The 15,172-nt window shown below is 65.0% G+C and carries 14 protein-coding genes; 3 read left to right on the top strand and 11 right to left on the bottom strand.

Translation table 11 applies throughout. The features are described 5' to 3' along the window. Nucleotides 1-7: 7 nt before the first annotated feature. Nucleotides 8-1,348, bottom strand: coding sequence for a glutamine synthetase family protein (locus tag N2K98_RS06935; protein ID WP_227922563.1), 1,341 nt, complete (start codon nucleotides 1,346-1,348; stop codon nucleotides 8-10). 151 nt (nucleotides 1,349-1,499) lie between these two features. On the opposite strand from N2K98_RS06935, the gene panB reads away from it, so the two are divergent. After that, the gene (gene panB / locus N2K98_RS06930; RefSeq protein ID WP_255865305.1) at nucleotides 1,500-2,366 is read left to right on the top strand and encodes a 3-methyl-2-oxobutanoate hydroxymethyltransferase; all 867 of its coding nucleotides are present in this window, start codon (nucleotides 1,500-1,502) and stop codon (nucleotides 2,364-2,366) included. Between the two features lie 12 nt (nucleotides 2,367-2,378). On the opposite strand, the gene N2K98_RS06925 is transcribed toward panB, so the two are convergent. After that, the gene (locus N2K98_RS06925) at nucleotides 2,379-2,540 is read right to left on the bottom strand and encodes an SPOR domain-containing protein (RefSeq protein ID WP_255792720.1); all 162 of its coding nucleotides are present in this window, start codon (nucleotides 2,538-2,540) and stop codon (nucleotides 2,379-2,381) included. Between the two features lie 98 nt (nucleotides 2,541-2,638). Here N2K98_RS06925 and map point away from each other — a divergent pair, with 98 nt between their 5' ends. Together map and ppgK are read left to right on the top strand one after the other, a co-directional pair. Further along, nucleotides 2,639-3,517 carry a type I methionyl aminopeptidase gene (map, locus tag N2K98_RS06920; RefSeq protein WP_255798083.1) on the top strand — a complete coding sequence of 293 codons (879 nt, stop codon included), beginning with the start codon at nucleotides 2,639-2,641 and terminating at the stop codon, nucleotides 3,515-3,517. Between the two features lie 37 nt (nucleotides 3,518-3,554). After that, nucleotides 3,555-4,358: a polyphosphate--glucose phosphotransferase gene (gene ppgK / locus N2K98_RS06915; protein ID WP_255798084.1), complete on the top strand. Its 804-nt coding sequence runs from the start codon at nucleotides 3,555-3,557 to the stop codon at nucleotides 4,356-4,358. Nucleotides 4,359-4,429: 71 nt separating this feature from the next. Here the strand turns inward: ppgK and nrdR are convergent, their stop codons facing one another. The 9 genes from nrdR to N2K98_RS06870 form a co-directional block, all read right to left on the bottom strand. Further along, a complete protein-coding gene (gene nrdR, locus N2K98_RS06910; RefSeq protein WP_230026531.1) occupies nucleotides 4,430-4,930 on the bottom strand; it encodes a transcriptional regulator NrdR in 501 nt (166 codons plus the stop codon). 801 nt (nucleotides 4,931-5,731) lie between these two features. Next, the gene (hisD, locus tag N2K98_RS06905; protein ID WP_255865304.1) at nucleotides 5,732-7,081 is read right to left on the bottom strand and encodes a histidinol dehydrogenase; all 1,350 of its coding nucleotides are present in this window, start codon (nucleotides 7,079-7,081) and stop codon (nucleotides 5,732-5,734) included. Between the two features lie 77 nt (nucleotides 7,082-7,158). Then, entirely contained in the window at nucleotides 7,159-10,698 is a 3,540-nt protein-coding gene (dnaE, locus tag N2K98_RS06900) for a DNA polymerase III subunit alpha (protein ID WP_255798086.1), read from the bottom strand. An 84-nt stretch (nucleotides 10,699-10,782) separates the two neighbouring features. Continuing rightward, nucleotides 10,783-11,718, bottom strand: coding sequence for an RluA family pseudouridine synthase (locus tag N2K98_RS06895; RefSeq protein ID WP_255798087.1), 936 nt, complete (start codon nucleotides 11,716-11,718; stop codon nucleotides 10,783-10,785). Next, the gene (gene lspA / locus N2K98_RS06890; protein WP_255798088.1) at nucleotides 11,715-12,308 is read right to left on the bottom strand and encodes a signal peptidase II; all 594 of its coding nucleotides are present in this window, start codon (nucleotides 12,306-12,308) and stop codon (nucleotides 11,715-11,717) included. The genes N2K98_RS06895 and lspA overlap by 4 nt, the downstream gene beginning before the upstream one ends. Before the next feature lie 252 nt (nucleotides 12,309-12,560). Then, complete coding sequence (locus N2K98_RS06885) at nucleotides 12,561-13,223, bottom strand: DivIVA domain-containing protein (RefSeq protein ID WP_255798089.1); 663 nt, start codon at nucleotides 13,221-13,223, stop codon at nucleotides 12,561-12,563. Nucleotides 13,224-13,382: 159 nt separating this feature from the next. Continuing rightward, nucleotides 13,383-13,673: a YggT family protein gene (locus tag N2K98_RS06880; protein WP_255798090.1), complete on the bottom strand. Its 291-nt coding sequence runs from the start codon at nucleotides 13,671-13,673 to the stop codon at nucleotides 13,383-13,385. Nucleotides 13,674-13,736: 63 nt separating this feature from the next. Continuing rightward, the gene (locus N2K98_RS06875; RefSeq protein ID WP_227922587.1) at nucleotides 13,737-14,267 is read right to left on the bottom strand and encodes a cell division protein SepF; all 531 of its coding nucleotides are present in this window, start codon (nucleotides 14,265-14,267) and stop codon (nucleotides 13,737-13,739) included. A 106-nt stretch (nucleotides 14,268-14,373) separates the two neighbouring features. Beyond that, nucleotides 14,374-15,132 carry a YggS family pyridoxal phosphate-dependent enzyme gene (locus N2K98_RS06870; RefSeq protein ID WP_255865302.1) on the bottom strand — a complete coding sequence of 253 codons (759 nt, stop codon included), beginning with the start codon at nucleotides 15,130-15,132 and terminating at the stop codon, nucleotides 14,374-14,376. Between the last annotated feature and the right edge of the window lie 40 nt (nucleotides 15,133-15,172).

The raw sequence follows: 15,172 nt of genomic DNA, 5'->3' as shown, positions 1-15,172 counted from the left end.
CCCTTTCCTAGAGGATGCCCAGGTTCTTCTGCAGTTCGAACCTGGTCACCTGCTGGCGGTATTCGTTCCAGTCCGCACGCTTGTTCCGCAGGAAGTTCTCGAACACCTGCTCGCCCAGGATGTCGGCCACGAGCTCGGACTCCTCCATAACGCGCACGGCGTCATGCAGGGACGCCGGCAGCGGGTCGTGGCCCATGGCCCTGCGTTCGGCGGCGCTCAGGCTCTCGATGTCGTCTTCGGCGCCCGGGGGCAGGTCGTAGCCCTCTTCAATGCCCTTCAGGCCGGCCCCGAGCAGCACGGCGTAGGACAGGTACGGGTTGGCTGCTGCGTCGATGCCGCGGTACTCGATCCGGGCGGACTGGCCCTTGTTCGGCTTGTACAACGGCACCCGCAGCAGCGCGGACCGGTTGTTGTGGCCCCAGGACAGGTAGCTGGGGGCTTCGCCGCCGCCCCAAAGCCGCTTGTAGGAGTTCACGAACTGGTTGGTGACGGCCGTGAATTCCGGGGCGTGCCGCAGGATGCCCGCCATGAACTGGCGTGCGGTGGTGGAGAGCTGGAACTCGGCACCGGCCTGGAAGAAGGCGTTGCTGTCGCCCTCAAAGAGGGAGAAGTGGGTGTGCATGCCGGAACCGGGGTGGTGCGAGAAGGGTTTGGGCATGAAGCTCGCGTAGCAGTTGGTCATCAACGCGACTTCCTTGACCACTGTGCGGAAGGTCATGATGTTGTCCGCGGTCTGCAGGGCGTCGGCATAGCGCAGGTCGATCTCGTTCTGACCCGGCCCGGCCTCGTGGTGGCTGAACTCCACGGAGATGCCCACTGCCTCGAGCATGGACACGGCGGTGCGGCGGAAGTCCTGCGCGACGCCGCCGGGGACGTGGTCGAAGTAGCCGGCCTGGTCCACGGGAACGGGCTGGCCGTCTTCGCCGAGTTCATCGGACTTCAGCAGGTAGAACTCGATCTCGGGGTGGGTGTAGCAGGTGAAGCCCATGTCCGCGGCCTTCGCCAGCTGCCGCTTGAGCACGTTCCGGGGATCGGCAGCGGACGGCTGGCCGTCCGGGGTGAGGATGTCGCAGAACATCCGCGAGGTCTGCTCCTCGTCGCCGCGCCAGGGCAGGATCTGGAAGGTGGAGGGATCCGGCTGGGCCAGCAGGTCCGACTCGAAGATCCGGGCCAGGCCCTCGACCGAGGAACCGTCAAAGCCCAGGCCCTCTTCAAAGGCGCCTTCCACTTCCGCCGGTGCCAGCGCCACGGACTTGAGCTGGCCGACGACGTCGGTAAACCACAACCGCACAAACCGGACATCGCGCTCCTCGATGGTGCGCAGAACGAATTCCTGCTGGCGGTTCATCCTTACCTTCTTTCCTCTTCACGGCTCAGAGACATGTGAAACCTTCTTCACTCTACCTACGTGTGCGGGATTTGGTCGGCAGCCCGCGGGGATCCCCTCAACCAACCGGCCCGGCGGGTCCCCGCGGTCCGTTGTTTAGTAGGCTCGAAGCATGACCAGTGCCGAACAGCCCTCCCCGTACGCCGCCAATCCCGCGGACCTTTCCGTTCCTGGCGCACCGGCGCTGAAGAAAATCCGCATCTCGCATCTGCAGCAGTTGAAAGACAACGGCGGCCGGTTCGCCATGCTGACCGCCTATGACCAGTACGCCGCCGGCATTTTCGACGAAGCCGGCATCGAGGTGCTGCTGGTGGGCGATTCGGCCGCGAACAATGTGATGGGCCATGCCACCACCCTGCCCATCACCATGGACGAGATGATCGTCTTCGCCCGGTCCGTTACCGCCGGAGCCAGCCATTCGCTGGTGGTCTGCGACCTTCCCTTCGGCTCCTACGAGGTTTCCCCCGCCCAGGCCATCGAGTCCTCGGTGCGGCTCATGAAGGAAGGCCTGGTCCATGCGGTGAAGATGGAAGGCGGACGGCACTACGTTGAGCATGTCCGTGCCATGACGGCGGCAGGTATTCCGGTCATGGCCCACGTGGGCTTCACTCCGCAGGCCGAACACGCGCTCGGCGGCTACAAGGTGCAGGGCCGCGGCGATGCGGGAGCCGCGGTGGTGCAGGACGCCGTCGCCCTCGCCGAGGCCGGGGCGTTCTGCGTGTTGATGGAAATGGTGCCCGCCGACGTCGCCGCGGAGGTCGACGCCGCGGTGCGGGTACCGACCATCGGGATCGGCGCGGGCAACGCCACGACCGGACAGGTGCTGGTCTGGCAGGACATGGCCGGACTGCGCGGCGGAAAGCAGCCGCGTTTCGTCAAGGCGTTCGCGGACCTGCGGACCGAACTGTCCCGGGCGGCGAAGGAATACGCCGATGAGGTACGCAGCGGTTCCTTCCCCGGCCCGGAGCACAGCTTCTAGGGAACACAGCTTCTAGTCTTCGTCGGCGTCCCAGGCCTTGTTCCGCGCCTGCACCTTCTGCAGCGCGAGCTCGGCTTCCTCGCGGGTGGGGTACGGCCCCAGCAGCTTGGTCCAGTCCGACTGCGGGCCCTCCTCCACCTGGTGGGTCACTACGTTGAACCAGTAATCGGCCATGGGGTCCTCCTGTTGACGTGCTGTTGCCATTGGCGTGCCGTGCCTCTGCCGGACGGTCTCGTCCCACCTTCGGGCACGCTGGCGATAAGATCGATGGTATGCCCCAGAAACTCGCCTCTGCACCCGCTGGACACCTGACACCGGGGAGCGTGAGCCCCCGGCTGCGGGTTCCGGCATCCATCCCCCGCCCCGAATACGTGGACAGGGAAGCGCCCGCACCGTTCACCGGCTCCGAGGTCAAGTCTGCGGAAACCATCGAGAAGATCCGGATTGCCAGCAGGATTGCCGCGCAGGCCATCGTTGAGGTCGGCCGGCACATTGCCCCCGGCGTCACCACCGACGAACTGGACCGGATCGGGCACCAGTTCCTGCTGGACTCCAACGCCTACCCCTCCACGCTGGGCTACCGCGGCTTCCCGAAGTCCCTGTGCTCCTCCGTGAACGAAGTCATCTGCCACGGGATTCCGGACACCACGGTGCTGCAGGACGGCGACATCATCAACATCGACATCACCGCCTACATCAACGGCGTCCACGGCGACACCAACTGGACCTTCCTCGTCGGAGACGTCGACGACGAGTCCCGGCTGCTCGTGGAACGCACCCAGGAATCCCTGCGCCGTGCCATCAAGGCCGTGGCTCCGGGCCGGGAAATCAATGTCATTGGCCGTACCATCGAGTCCTACGCCAAGCGGTTCGGATACGGCGTTGTCCGTGACTTCACCGGCCACGGCGTCGGCGAAGCCTTCCACACCGGCCTGATCATTCCGCACTACGACGCCGCGCCCGCCTACAGCAGGCTGATTGAACCGGGAATGGTGTTTACGATTGAACCTATGCTCACTCTCGGCACTATCGAGTGGGACATGTGGGATGACAACTGGACAGTCCTCACCAAGGACCGCAAACGCACCGCGCAGTTCGAGCACACCCTGCTCGTTACTGATGACGGCGCCGAAGTTCTGACCCTTCCCTGATCCGCTGACCCGAGCTCAGAACTACTACTGGAGAACCATGGCCAAGAAGCACAAGTCCGACAAGCACGTCGACGCCGTCATTGGAATTGATATCGGGGGCACGGGCATCAAGGGCGGCATCGTCGACCTGTCCAAGGGCAAGCTGATTGGCGATCGTTTCCGCATCCCCACCCCGCAGCCTGCAACGCCCGAGGCAGTGGCCGGAGTGGTGGGCCAGATCGTCGCGGAGCTGTCCTCCCGTCCCGGCGGCCCCGGCCCCGAAGTCCCGGTGGGCGTCACCTTCCCGGCCATCATCCAGCACGGCATTGCCCGCTCCGCGGCCAATGTGGACAAGAGCTGGATCGATACCGACGTCGACACACTGCTCACCAAGGCACTCGGCCGCGACGTGCAGGTCATGAACGACGCCGACGCCGCCGGCCTCGCGGAGGCCCGCTACGGTGCAGGCCGTGAAGTGGACGGCACCGTTCTGGTGATCACCTTGGGCACCGGCATCGGTTCGGCCCTGATCTACAAGGGCATGCTGGTTCCAAACGCGGAACTCGGCCACCTGGAAATCGACGGACACGACGCCGAGACCAAGGCCTCCGCCTCGGCCCGGGAACGCGACGGGATCGGCTGGGAAGAATACGCCCAGCGGCTGCAGCGTTACTTCTCGCACGTGGAGTTCCTCTTCTCCCCCGACCTGTTCGTGATCGGAGGCGGCATCTCCAAGCGCAGCGAGGACTTCCTGCCCATGCTGAGCCTGCGGACCCCGATGGTCACCGCCAACCTGAAGAACAACGCCGGCATTGTCGGCGCCGCACTCCAGGCAGCCATGCACTTCAAATACATCAAGTAGCTGGTTTCCCGGATACAGGGTAAGCAAAAAGCGGCGGAAAGGTATCCTTTCCGCCGCTTTTTGCTTAGCAGCTACTGCGCGGTGAGCGGGCGCTGGGCACCGGACGGTACGCGTCCCGAATTTTCCCTGGCCTCGGTCCGCAGCTTCTCGATCGCTGTCTCGAAATCCTCGAGGGAGTCAAAGGACTGGTAAACGCTGGCAAAGCGCAGGTACGCCACCTGGTCCAGCTTCTGCAGCGGGGTGAGGATGGCCAGCCCCACTTCGTGGGCATCGATTTCCGCTACTCCGCTGGCCCGGATGGATTCCTCCACTTCCTGGGCCAGCATGGCGAGGTCGTCTTCGCTCACGGGCCGGCCCTGACAGGCTTTGCGCACACCGTTGATTACCTTGCTGCGGCTGAAGGGCTCTCCCACCCCGGAGCGCTTGATGACGCTCAGGCTGGTGGTTTCCACGGTGGAGAAGCGGCGCCCGCACTGGGGGCACTGCCGGCGGCGGCGGATCGCCGATCCGTCGTCGGCCAGGCGGCTGTCCACGACGCGGGAATCAGCGTTGCGGCAAAACGGACAGTACATGTCCCGTCCTTTCGCGAAGGGGCCTTGTGGTGCTCTCACTATAGGGCCCGCCCTGCCGCATCACCAAGTACACAACCACAACATGTAGTGCCGGCCGTACTACATGTAGGTGAGCTCAGCGTGCCGGGCGCGAAGCGCGTGGGTCCCGGGCGCGTGGGTCCGGGGCGCATGGCGGGGGCACCGGGTCCGGGCGCGTGGCGGGGCACCGGGTCCCGGGCGCGTGGCGGGGCACCGGGTCCGGGGCGCTTGGTCCGGGGCCATGGGTGCGGGGGCACGGGCCCGGGTCCATGTGTCCGGGGCGCATGGCGGGGCACCGGGTCCGTGGCCATGGGTCCGGGGCGCCTGGTCCCGGGTGCGTGGCGGGGCACCGGGTCCCGGGCGCATGGCGGGGGCACCGGTCCGGGTCCCGCATCCCTCCGATCGAGGAAACCCCACAGTTTGTCGCAATCCCTGCGGTTTGTCGTGATCCCTGCTCCGCGCGAAGCAGGGATCCGTACAAAGCGCAGGGATCCGTACAAACCGACGGGACAAACCGAGGGGGAAGGGCGGAGTCGGGTTCTGCGGATCGCGGTTCAGCGGCGGCAGCGCCCCCCAGTCCGCCGGCCGGCACCGGGCATCTGAGCCTCACCCCGGCCCGCAGGCGCCCGGGTTAGGCGGCTTTAATATCCCGGCGAGCTCTGCGAGCAAGGGATTTCGTTGCCGCCGTTCCGGGCGCCGAAGGGAACCCCGGGCACCGAAGGGAACCACGGGCGCCGCACCGGGCCGGGGTTGCCGAAGCGACCCCGGACCCTGCCCCGCGCGCTATTCGAAGCGGATGCTGACGGCGTCGCCGTGGGCCGGAAGGTCTTCCGCCTGTGAGAGGGCCACGATGTCGGCGCTCACTTCCTCCAGCGCTTCGCGGTTGTAGTTGACCACCTGGATGGCACGCATAAAGGTGGTGACGTTCAGCCCGGAGGAAAAGGCTGCCGTGCCGCCGGTGGGCAGCACGTGGTTGGAACCGGCGCAGTAATCGCCCAGGCTGACGGGACTGTAGTCCCCCACGAAAATGGCACCGGCGCTCCGGACCCGCGCCGCTACGGCCTCGGCGTCGGCCGTCTGGATTTCCAGGTGCTCGGCGGCGTAGGCATCGCAGACGGCAATGCCCTGCTCCAGCCCGTCAACGAGGATCACCCCGGACTGGGCGCCGGAGAGAGCCTCGCGCACGCGTTCGCTGTGCTTGGTCTCCCCGATCTGGCGCCCCAGCTCCTCCCGGACCTTCCCGGCAAGCTGCTCCGACGCAGTGACTAGGACGGATCCGGCATTGGGATCATGTTCGGCCTGGCTGATCAGGTCCGCTGCGACCAGCCGGGCATCGGCCGTCTCATCCGCCAGGACCATGATCTCGGTGGGACCGGCCTCGGAATCAATGCCGACCACGCCCTTGACCAGGCGCTTGGCAGTAGCCACGAAAACGTTGCCGGGACCGGTGACCACATCCACGGGCAGGATGGCGGCATTGGCATCGTCCGCAGGGACACCGTAGGCAAACGCGGCGATGGCCTGGGCACCGCCCACAGCGTAGACCTCGTCAATGCCCAGCAGCTTGGCCGCGGCAAGGATGGTGGGGTGCGGCAGCCCGCCGAATTCCTTCTGCGGCGGGGAGGCCAGTGCCAGCGAGGCGACGCCGGCTTCCTGGGCCGGCACCACGTTCATGACCACGGAAGACGGATATACCGCCAGTCCGCCCGGAACATAGAGCCCAACACGGGAGACGGGCATCCACTTATGCGTAAGGACCGCACCGGGACGGATTTCCACTTCGGCATCGGCGGGGCGCTGGGCCCGGGCGAAGATCCGGGTCCGCTCGATTGCTGTTTCCAGGGCGGCCCGCACGGCGGGGTCCAGCTGCTCAAGCGCCGAGTCGAGCGCTGCCGCCGGGACCCGGACCGCCTGCTGTTCCACGCCGTCGAACCGCTGGGCCAGTTCCGTCAGCGCGGCAAAGCCCCGCGTACGGACGTCGGTGATGATGGCGGAGACGGCATCCGACGCCGCGTCGAACGTCGTTTCCGCCCGCGGCATGGCGGCCTTCAGCTCAGCGGGGCTGAGGTGCCGGCCGCGCAGGTCAATGGTGCGGAAGGATTCAAAGGCTGCTGCGGGGCTGGATGAATTCACATCACCATTCTACCCAGCCCCGCTCACGGCCCGCGGCGAATATGTCGCCGCATGCACCCCCTGGGCGCGTGGCCGGCTTAGCCGTCCAGGCAGGCCGGACCGAGGAGCACCTTCAGGTCACCGAACAGCGACGGCGTGGGGTTGACCCGCATGTCCACGCCCAGTTTCATCACTTCCACCGTGCGGGAGCCGTTGAGCCGGATCTGCACTTCGGAGGTACCCGGGTGCGTCCGCAGCACGTCTCCGAGCTGGGAGACCACGGTTTCAGTGGCCTTATAGGTGGCCATGGAAATCACCACGGGCCCGGAATGACCCTCGCTGAGGTCGGGGACGGTGAGTTCCTGCGCGTTCAGTGTGACGGCGCCGTCATCGCGCCGCTGCAGCCGGCCGCGGACCACCACAATCAGGTCTTCAGCCAGCACGGCGGCAATGGGGCCGTAGACCTGCCCGAAGAACATCACTTCCATGGACCCGGCGAGGTCCTCGATCTCGCAGCGGGCGTAGGCGTTGCCGCTGTTCTTGGCAATGCGCCGCTGGAGCGAGGTGATCATGCCTGCGATGGTGACGATGGCGCCGTCGGGCGGGCCTTCCTCCCCCACAATGTTGGTGATCGTGGAGTCGGCGTGCTGGCTGAGGATGCCTTCCAGGCCCTGCAGCGGGTGGTCCGAGACGTAGAGGCCGAGCATGTCGCGTTCGAAGGACAGCTTGTCCTTCTTTTCCCATTCCGGGAGGTCCGGAATATCGATGCTGATCGAGTCCTCCGGTTCCTGGTCGGAGATGGCGGCGAAGAGGTCGAACTGTCCTACGGCCTCGTTGCGTTTGAGCACCACCACGGAGTCGATCGCTTCTTCGTGGATCATTGCCAGCGGACGCCGGGCATGACCCATCGAGTCGAAGGCACCCGCCTTGATCAGGGACTCGATGGTGCGCTTGTTACAGACCACCGCCGGGACCTTCATCAGGAAGTCCTTGAAGTTGGTGTACGCTCCCTTCTCCTCACGGGCGGCGACCATGGCCTGCACCACATTGGCACCGACGTTGCGGATGGCGCCCATGCCGAAGCGGATGTCCTTGCCCACAGGGGTGAAGTTCACCGAGGATTCGTTCACGTCCGGCGGCAGGACCGTGATGCCCATTTTGCGGCACTCGTTCAGGTACAGCGCCAGCTTGTCCTTGTCATCACCCACGGAGGTGAGCAGGGCCGCCATGTACTCGGCCGGATACTGGGCCTTCAGGTACGCCGTCCAGTAGGAGACGACACCGTAGGCCGCGGAGTGCGCCTTGTTGAAGGCGTAGTCGGAGAACGGGAGCAGGATGTCCCAGAGCGCTTTGATGGCCGCTTCGGAATAGCCGCGGTCCACCATGCCCTGATGGAAACCGGCGTACTGCTTATCCAGCTCCGATTTCTTCTTCTTGCCCATGGCACGGCGGAGAATATCTGCCTGGCCCAGGGTGAAGCCGGCCACCTTCTGGGCGATGGCCATAACCTGCTCCTGATACACAATCAGGCCGTAGGTGGTGTTCAGGATTTCCGCGAGCGGTTCCTCGAGCTCCGGGTGGATCGGGGTGATTTCCTGCTGCCCGGTCTTGCGCAGGGCGTAGTTCGTGTGCGAGTTCGCACCCATGGGGCCCGGACGGTACAGGGCGATGACAGCCGAGATATCTTCAAAGTTGTCCGGACGCATGCTCTTGAGCAGCGACCGCATTGGCCCGCCGTCGAGCTGGAACACACCCAGCGTGTCACCGCTGGCAAGGAGATCGTAGGCTTCCTTCAAATCCAGCGGCAGGTCTTCCAGGACCAGGTCTTCGCCGCGGTTGTTCTTGATGTTCTCCACCGCGTCGGAGACGATCGTCAGGTTCCGAAGGCCGAGGAAGTCCATCTTGATCAGCCCCAGGCCTTCGCAGGTCGGGTAATCGAACTGCGTGATGACCTGCCCGTCCTGCTCGCGGCGCATGATCGGGATGATGTCGATCAGCGGGTCTGAAGACATGATCACGCCGGCAGCGTGCACACCCCACTGGCGCTTCAGGCCTTCAAGGCCCAGTGCGGTATCGAACACACGCTGGGAATCCGGGTCGGTGCGCAGTAGTTCGCGCAGCTCCTCGGCCTCCCCGTAGCGCTTGGCTTCCTTGTTGTGCACGTCGGCCAAAGACAGGCCTTTGCCCATCACGTCCGGCGGCATGGCCTTGGTCAGGCGTTCTCCGACCGAGAAGGGGTAGCCCATCACGCGGGAGGAGTCCTTCAGTGCCTGCTTGGCCTTGATGGTGCCGTAGGTGACGATCATGGCAACGCGCTCGTCGCCGTACTTCTCCGTGACGTAGTGGATCACTTCGGAGCGGCGCCGATCATCGAAGTCGACGTCGAAGTCAGGCATGGAGACGCGGTCCGGGTTCAGGAAGCGCTCGAAGATCAGGCCGTGCTGCAGCGGGTCCAGGTCGGTGATGCCCATCGCGTAGGCGGCCATTGAGCCTGCACCGGAGCCACGGCCGGGGCCGACACGGATTCCGTTTTCCTTGGCCCAGTTGATGAAGTCGGCCACCACGAGGAAGTAGCCCGGGAAGCCCATCTGGGCGATGATGCCCACTTCGTAGTCGGCGCGCTTGCGCACGGCATCGCTGATCCCGTTCGGGTAGCGGCGGTGCAGTCCGGCTTCGACCTCCTTGACGAACCAGGACTCCTCGTTCTCGCCCTCCGGAGTCGGGAAGCGCGGCATGTAGTTAGCCTTGGTATTGAATTCGACGTCGCACCGCTCGGCAATGAGCAGGGTGTTGTCGCAGGCGTCCGGGTGGTCGCGGAAGATGGCCCGCATTTCGTCCGGAGACTTGAGGTAGAACTCGTCGGCGTCGAACTTGAAGCGCTTGGGGTCGGCCAGCGAGGAGCCGGACTGCACGCACAGCAGCGCCGCATGCGCGGAGGCGTCTTCGGCGTGGGTGTAGTGCAGGTCATTGGTGGCCACCAGGGGCAGCTGCAGCTCGCGGGCCAGCTTGATCAGGTCCGCCTGCACGTTGCGCTCGATGTCCAGGCCGTGGTCCATCAGCTCGCAGAAAAAGTTCTCCGGGCCGAAGATGTCACGGAAGTCCGACGCCGCCTGCACGGCTTCCCGGTACAGGCCCAGGCGCAGCTTCGTCTGAACTTCGCCGGAGGGGCAGCCGGTGGTCGCGATGAGGCCCTTGCCGTAGGTCTGCAGCAGGTCCCGGTCCATGCGGGGCTTGTAGAGGTAGCCTTCCAGCGAGGCCAGGGAGGACATCCGGAAGAGGTTGTGCATGCCCTCGGTGTTCTCGGCCCACATGGTCATGTGGGTGTAGGCACCGGCACCGGAAACGTCGTTCCTGCCGCCGTCGCCCCACTTCACGCGGGTCTTGTCCCTGCGCGCCGTACCGGGCGTCAGGTAGGCCTCCACACCGATGATCGGCTTGATGCCGGCACCGCGGGCCTTGTTCCAGAAGTCGAAGGCGCCGAACACGAAACCGTGGTCGGTGGTTGCCAGGGCGTTCATGCCCAGCTCGTCGGCGTGGCTGAACAGATCCGTCAGCCGGGCAGCCCCGTCGAGCATCGAATATTCGGTGTGGTTGTGAAGATGGACAAACGATTTCGACGTACTAGTTGCTGAAGCCACCTGTACATTCTAGGCCCCGGCGCGCGGCGCGTCGGACGCCGCCGCGCCGGGCCGCCACCGGTGTGCCGCGGCTCTCCGGCGGGGCTAAACCTCGCCGCTGCGCAGGGCGTCGACGGCGTATTGCAGATCCTGCGGGTACTGGCTGGTGAACTCCACGTACTCTCCCGAGCCGGGGTGGGTGAAGCCCAGTTTCCGGGCGTGCAGCCACTGCCGGGTCAGGCCCAGCTCCGCGGCCAGCTTTGCATCCGCACCGTAGGTGAGGTCGCCGGCGCAGGGATGGCGCAGGGCGGAGAAGTGCACACGGATCTGGTGGGTGCGGCCCGTCTCCAGGTGCACCTCCACCAGCGAGGCCTTACCGAAGGCTTCCAGCACCTCGTAATGCGTCACCGACGGCCGGCCGCCCTCAACGACGGCGAAACGCCAGTCGTAGCCGGGGTGACGGCCGATCGGTGCGTCGATGGTGCCCTTCAGCGGGTCGGGCAGCCCCTGGACCACTGCGTGGTACATCTTGTCCACGGTGCGCTCCTTGAACGCCTGCTTCAGGAGCGTGTAGGCGTGCTCGGTCTTGGCAACGACCATGACCCCGGAGGTGCCGACGTCGAGCCGGTGGACAATACCCTGCCGTTCGGGGGCGCCGGACGTGGAGATGCGGTAGCCGGCAGCGGCCAGCGCCCCGACCACCGTTGGTCCCACCCAGCCCGGCGATGGATGCGCTGCCACGCCTACCGGCTTGTCGATGACGACAAAGTGTTCGTCGTCGGCCAGGATCAGCAGGTCGTCAACCGGTTCGACGACGACGGCCAGCGGGTCCCGCTGTTCCGGGACGTCTGCGGTGATTTCCTGTCCGGCGTGCAGCTTGTCCGATTTCGCCAGCACCCGGCCGGCGGAGCTGAAATAGCCGTCGGTGCACCAGGTGGCCGCAACGGAGCGGGATACATCAAGCAGGCCGGCCAGCACGGCGTCGGCACGCTTGCCGTCGGCTTCCTCGGGGACTGCGAATACTGTGTGGAGCTCGTTCATCGTGTTGCCTCGTCGTCATTGCGCTGGTCGGTCGTAACTGTCTTGCCGGACGGCGTGCGCACCCCGTCCAAGCCGATTCCCCGCAGCGTGAGCAGGCAGACCAGGATCACGCCGGAGACCACGCAGGAATCGGCGATATTGAAGATCGCGAAGTTCGGGAAGGCGATGAAGTCCACAACATGGCCCTGGCCGAAGGACGGTTCCCGGAAGAGCCGGTCGGTGAGGTTGCCCAACGCACCGCCGAGCACCAGACCCAGGGCCGTGGCCCAGGCCAGGGAACGGACCCGGAACATCAGGTAGACCAGGAAACCGGATACGAGAACCATGATGATCGTGAAGACCCACGTGTACTCGGTGCCGATCGAAAACGCTGCACCGGGATTGCGGATGAAGTGCCAGCGCAGGACCGGGGGGAGGACATCGGTTATCTGGCCCTCGGTCATGGTGCGGACCACCCACAGTTTCGTGAGTTGGTCGGAAATAACGGCGATGACCGCCATGCCAAGCATGATCAAAGCAGGCGTGCCCCTGCGGGCACGGCTGCGTCCGGCACCCGTGCTGTCCGGGGTCTGCGCTGAGGAAGGAGTCATGGTGCTTTCGTGATCGGAATGCCGGCGGGAATCAGGTGCCGGCTGAACTGCGCGGTGAAACGGATGTTCGGGCATAAAACCTAAGGGCCGTCAGCCGGGGTGACCCGGCCTCCGGCCCTTAGGTTTTATTCAGCTAATACACTGCTTATCTTCTGCATTGTTCAGCTTCTTCAATTACTGGACTTCCAGAATGCCGGCTGCTGCCTGTACATCAGTTTAACCGATGTTCCAGGAGCGCCGTGCCCGAGGCAATTACGCGTCGGCGGTTTCCGAAGCTACGGAACCGCGTGCATCCAGATCGCGCAGCTGGCCTTCGATGTAAGCCTTCAGGCGTGAACGGTAGTCCCGCTCGAAGCCGCGCAGCTGCTCGACCTTGCGCTCCAGGACAGCCTTCTGCTGTTCCAGGGTGCTGAGGATCTTGCGGCTCTTCTCCTGGGCGTCGGTGACGAGGCCGCTGGCCTCGATCTGCGCTTCGGCGATGATCTTGTCGCGCTGCTCGATACCGGCACCGACGTAGTCGTCGTGCATCTTCTGGGCCATGGCCAGGATGCCTGCAGCGGTCTCCGTGTTGTTGGCCGCGGGAACCGGGGCGGGCTCCGGCTTCGCCTCGACGGGTTCCGGACGCTCTTCTACGACCGGAGCTTCAACCTTCGGCTCGGGCTTGGGCTCTTCCGGAACCTTTTCGACCTTCGGCGCAGCGGCTACCGGAGCCGGGACCGAGTTCGCCGAAGCGGCGGATCCTCCGGCCACGGCCGCGGCCAGCTGGCTGCGGAGATCTTCGTTTTCGGAGTTCAGCCGGCGCAGTTCCACCACGATCTCGTCGAGGAAGTCATCGACTTCATCCTGGTCATAGCCTTCCCGGAACTTGGTCGGCTGGAACCGCTTGTTGACAACATCTTCTGGCGTCAGAGCCATCTGGTCACCTCATACTGGATTATAAGATTCGCCTGCGAGTCAAGCAGGCGGTTCTACGTAGAGAATTACGGACATACAAAAAAATGCAGATTTGTATTCGGTTTCACACTATATCGTTTGGTTTCCGAAAACTAACCGGACCCCTGCTGCATCGAAACGCTAGTGCGCGACGCTGACGACAATCTGCGTGAGGATCGATACAAGGATGAACAGGACCAGGAAAGCCAGGTCCAGGGCCACTCCCCCAAGCCGCACCGGCGGGATGATGCGCCTGAACAGCCGGACGGGCGGGTCGGTAACACCGTAGACGCCGGTAGCGAGCACGAGTGCCGGCCCCTTTGGCCGCCACTGCCGGGCAAACATCTGCACGGCGTCGTACACGATCCGCAGGATGAGGGCGAGCTGGAAGAGCACCAGCACCAGGTACACCAGGGGAAGAATGATATTCACGCGCAGGGTTTCATTTCCGGAAGTCGGTGGCAGCACCCGCGGCCCGTCGGTGCGGGCCTTGGGTCAGCTCTGGTTGAAGAAAGTGGACTGTGATTCGCTGATCTTCTTGTCATCGCCCAAAACCTCAACGTAGGACGGCGAAAGCAGGAAGACCTTGTTGGTGACACGCTCAATGCTACCGCGCAGGCCGAAAACGAGGCCCGCTGAGAAGTCGACGAGGCGCTTGGCGTCCGCTTCTCCCATATCGGTGACGTTCATGATGACGGGGATGCCGTCACGGAAGCTCTCACCGATGATCTTGGCGTCGTTGTAGGAGCGGGGGTGGACGGTGGTGATCTGACGAAGGCCAGATACGTCCTCGCGGGACGACGGGGCACGCTTGATGGGTGTCACGGGTGCGCGGTACTCCTCCACTGCATTGCGGACGACGGGGGCAGGAACCGCCTCCGGCGCTTCCTCATCGGGCTCATGGACGGGAGCAAAGTCTTCCTCCCGGGCAGGGGCTTCCCGCAGGTGCCGCTGTTCGGACTCGTAGTGCTCGTCACCGTCGGCGAGCCCAAGGTAGATCATTGTCCTGCGCATTGCGCCAGCCATGGTTGCTCCTCTTAATCCTTCAACGCCTAGCTGCCCATTACTGTACTGTTACTGCACGGTACTGCAGGGTGCTGCGCGGCGGCTGTATGGTGTTCGTACTTTGACGCTACCGTACCGGCGGGCGCGGGCCCAGAACATCGGATCCGATTCTCAGGTGTGTCGCCCCGTGGGCGACGGCGGCCTCGAGGTCGGAACTCATGCCGGCGGAGATGCTCAGCGCCCCCGGGTGCTGCGCCTGCAACTGCGCCGAAAGTTCCCGGAGGCGCGCGAAGGCGTCACCGGCATCCGCGCCGAGCGGTGCAACGGCCATCACCCCGGACAGGAGCAGTCCGGGAGTACCGGCCACTGCTTCGGCCAGAAGCGGCAGATCCTCCGGCTGCGCTCCCCCTCGGCCTGGATCCGCAGCCCGTGCGGCATCGCCGCGCAGGTCCACCTGCAGGAAGCAGGACAGGTCCCCACGGGCCGCCAGTCCTTCGGATTCACGGCGCCGCTGCTCTGCTGCCATCGCCTTGCCCAGGGCAGTCACCAGGGAGCGGCGGTCCACCGAGTGGACGGAGGCCGCGTAGCGCACCACGGACTTTGCCTTATTGGACTGCAATTGGCCGATGAAGTGCCAGTCAAGATCCAGGTGCGCCAGGTCTGCGGCCTTCGCGGCGGCTTCCTGGTCCTTGTTTTCGCCCACGTCCCGGACTCCCAGCCCGGCGAGGATGTCGACATCGGAGGCCGGGAAATACTTGGTGACCACAATCAGGTGCGGTTCGTCGGCACCGGCGGGGCGCCCGGCGGCCTGGATGCGGTTCCGGACGCGCTGCAGCCGGTCCCGAAGCTCATCAGTGCGGGAGGGATATTCGGATATTGAAGTCATGGTCTTTCCATTATCCCGGCCTGGCCGGCGTCGATGCGCT

Origin of the sequence: Arthrobacter jinronghuae (genome assembly GCF_025244825.1) — a bacterium.
GTDB lineage: Bacteria > Actinomycetota > Actinomycetes > Actinomycetales > Micrococcaceae > Arthrobacter_B > Arthrobacter_B jinronghuae.
This window is presented reverse-complemented; position numbering and strand designations above follow the sequence as displayed.

Coding starts and splice junctions, on each gene's coding strand:
- ppgK (WP_255798084.1), top strand. CDS start 3,555: ATGGCCAAGAAGCACAAGTCCGACAAGCACGTCGACGCCGTCATTGGA.
- N2K98_RS06870 (WP_255865302.1), bottom strand. CDS start 15,132: ATGACTTCAATATCCGAATATCCCTCCCGCACTGATGAGCTTCGGGAC.
- nrdR (WP_230026531.1), bottom strand. CDS start 4,930: ATGTACTGTCCGTTTTGCCGCAACGCTGATTCCCGCGTCGTGGACAGC.
- N2K98_RS06925 (WP_255792720.1), bottom strand. CDS start 2,540: ATGGCCGATTACTGGTTCAACGTAGTGACCCACCAGGTGGAGGAGGGC.
- lspA (WP_255798088.1), bottom strand. CDS start 12,308: ATGACTCCTTCCTCAGCGCAGACCCCGGACAGCACGGGTGCCGGACGC.
- N2K98_RS06935 (WP_227922563.1), bottom strand. CDS start 1,348: ATGAACCGCCAGCAGGAATTCGTTCTGCGCACCATCGAGGAGCGCGAT.
- N2K98_RS06875 (WP_227922587.1), bottom strand. CDS start 14,267: ATGGCTGGCGCAATGCGCAGGACAATGATCTACCTTGGGCTCGCCGAC.
- panB (WP_255865305.1), top strand. CDS start 1,500: ATGACCAGTGCCGAACAGCCCTCCCCGTACGCCGCCAATCCCGCGGAC.
- N2K98_RS06895 (WP_255798087.1), bottom strand. CDS start 11,718: ATGAACGAGCTCCACACAGTATTCGCAGTCCCCGAGGAAGCCGACGGC.
- N2K98_RS06885 (WP_255798089.1), bottom strand. CDS start 13,223: ATGGCTCTGACGCCAGAAGATGTTGTCAACAAGCGGTTCCAGCCGACC.
- map (WP_255798083.1), top strand. CDS start 2,639: ATGCCCCAGAAACTCGCCTCTGCACCCGCTGGACACCTGACACCGGGG.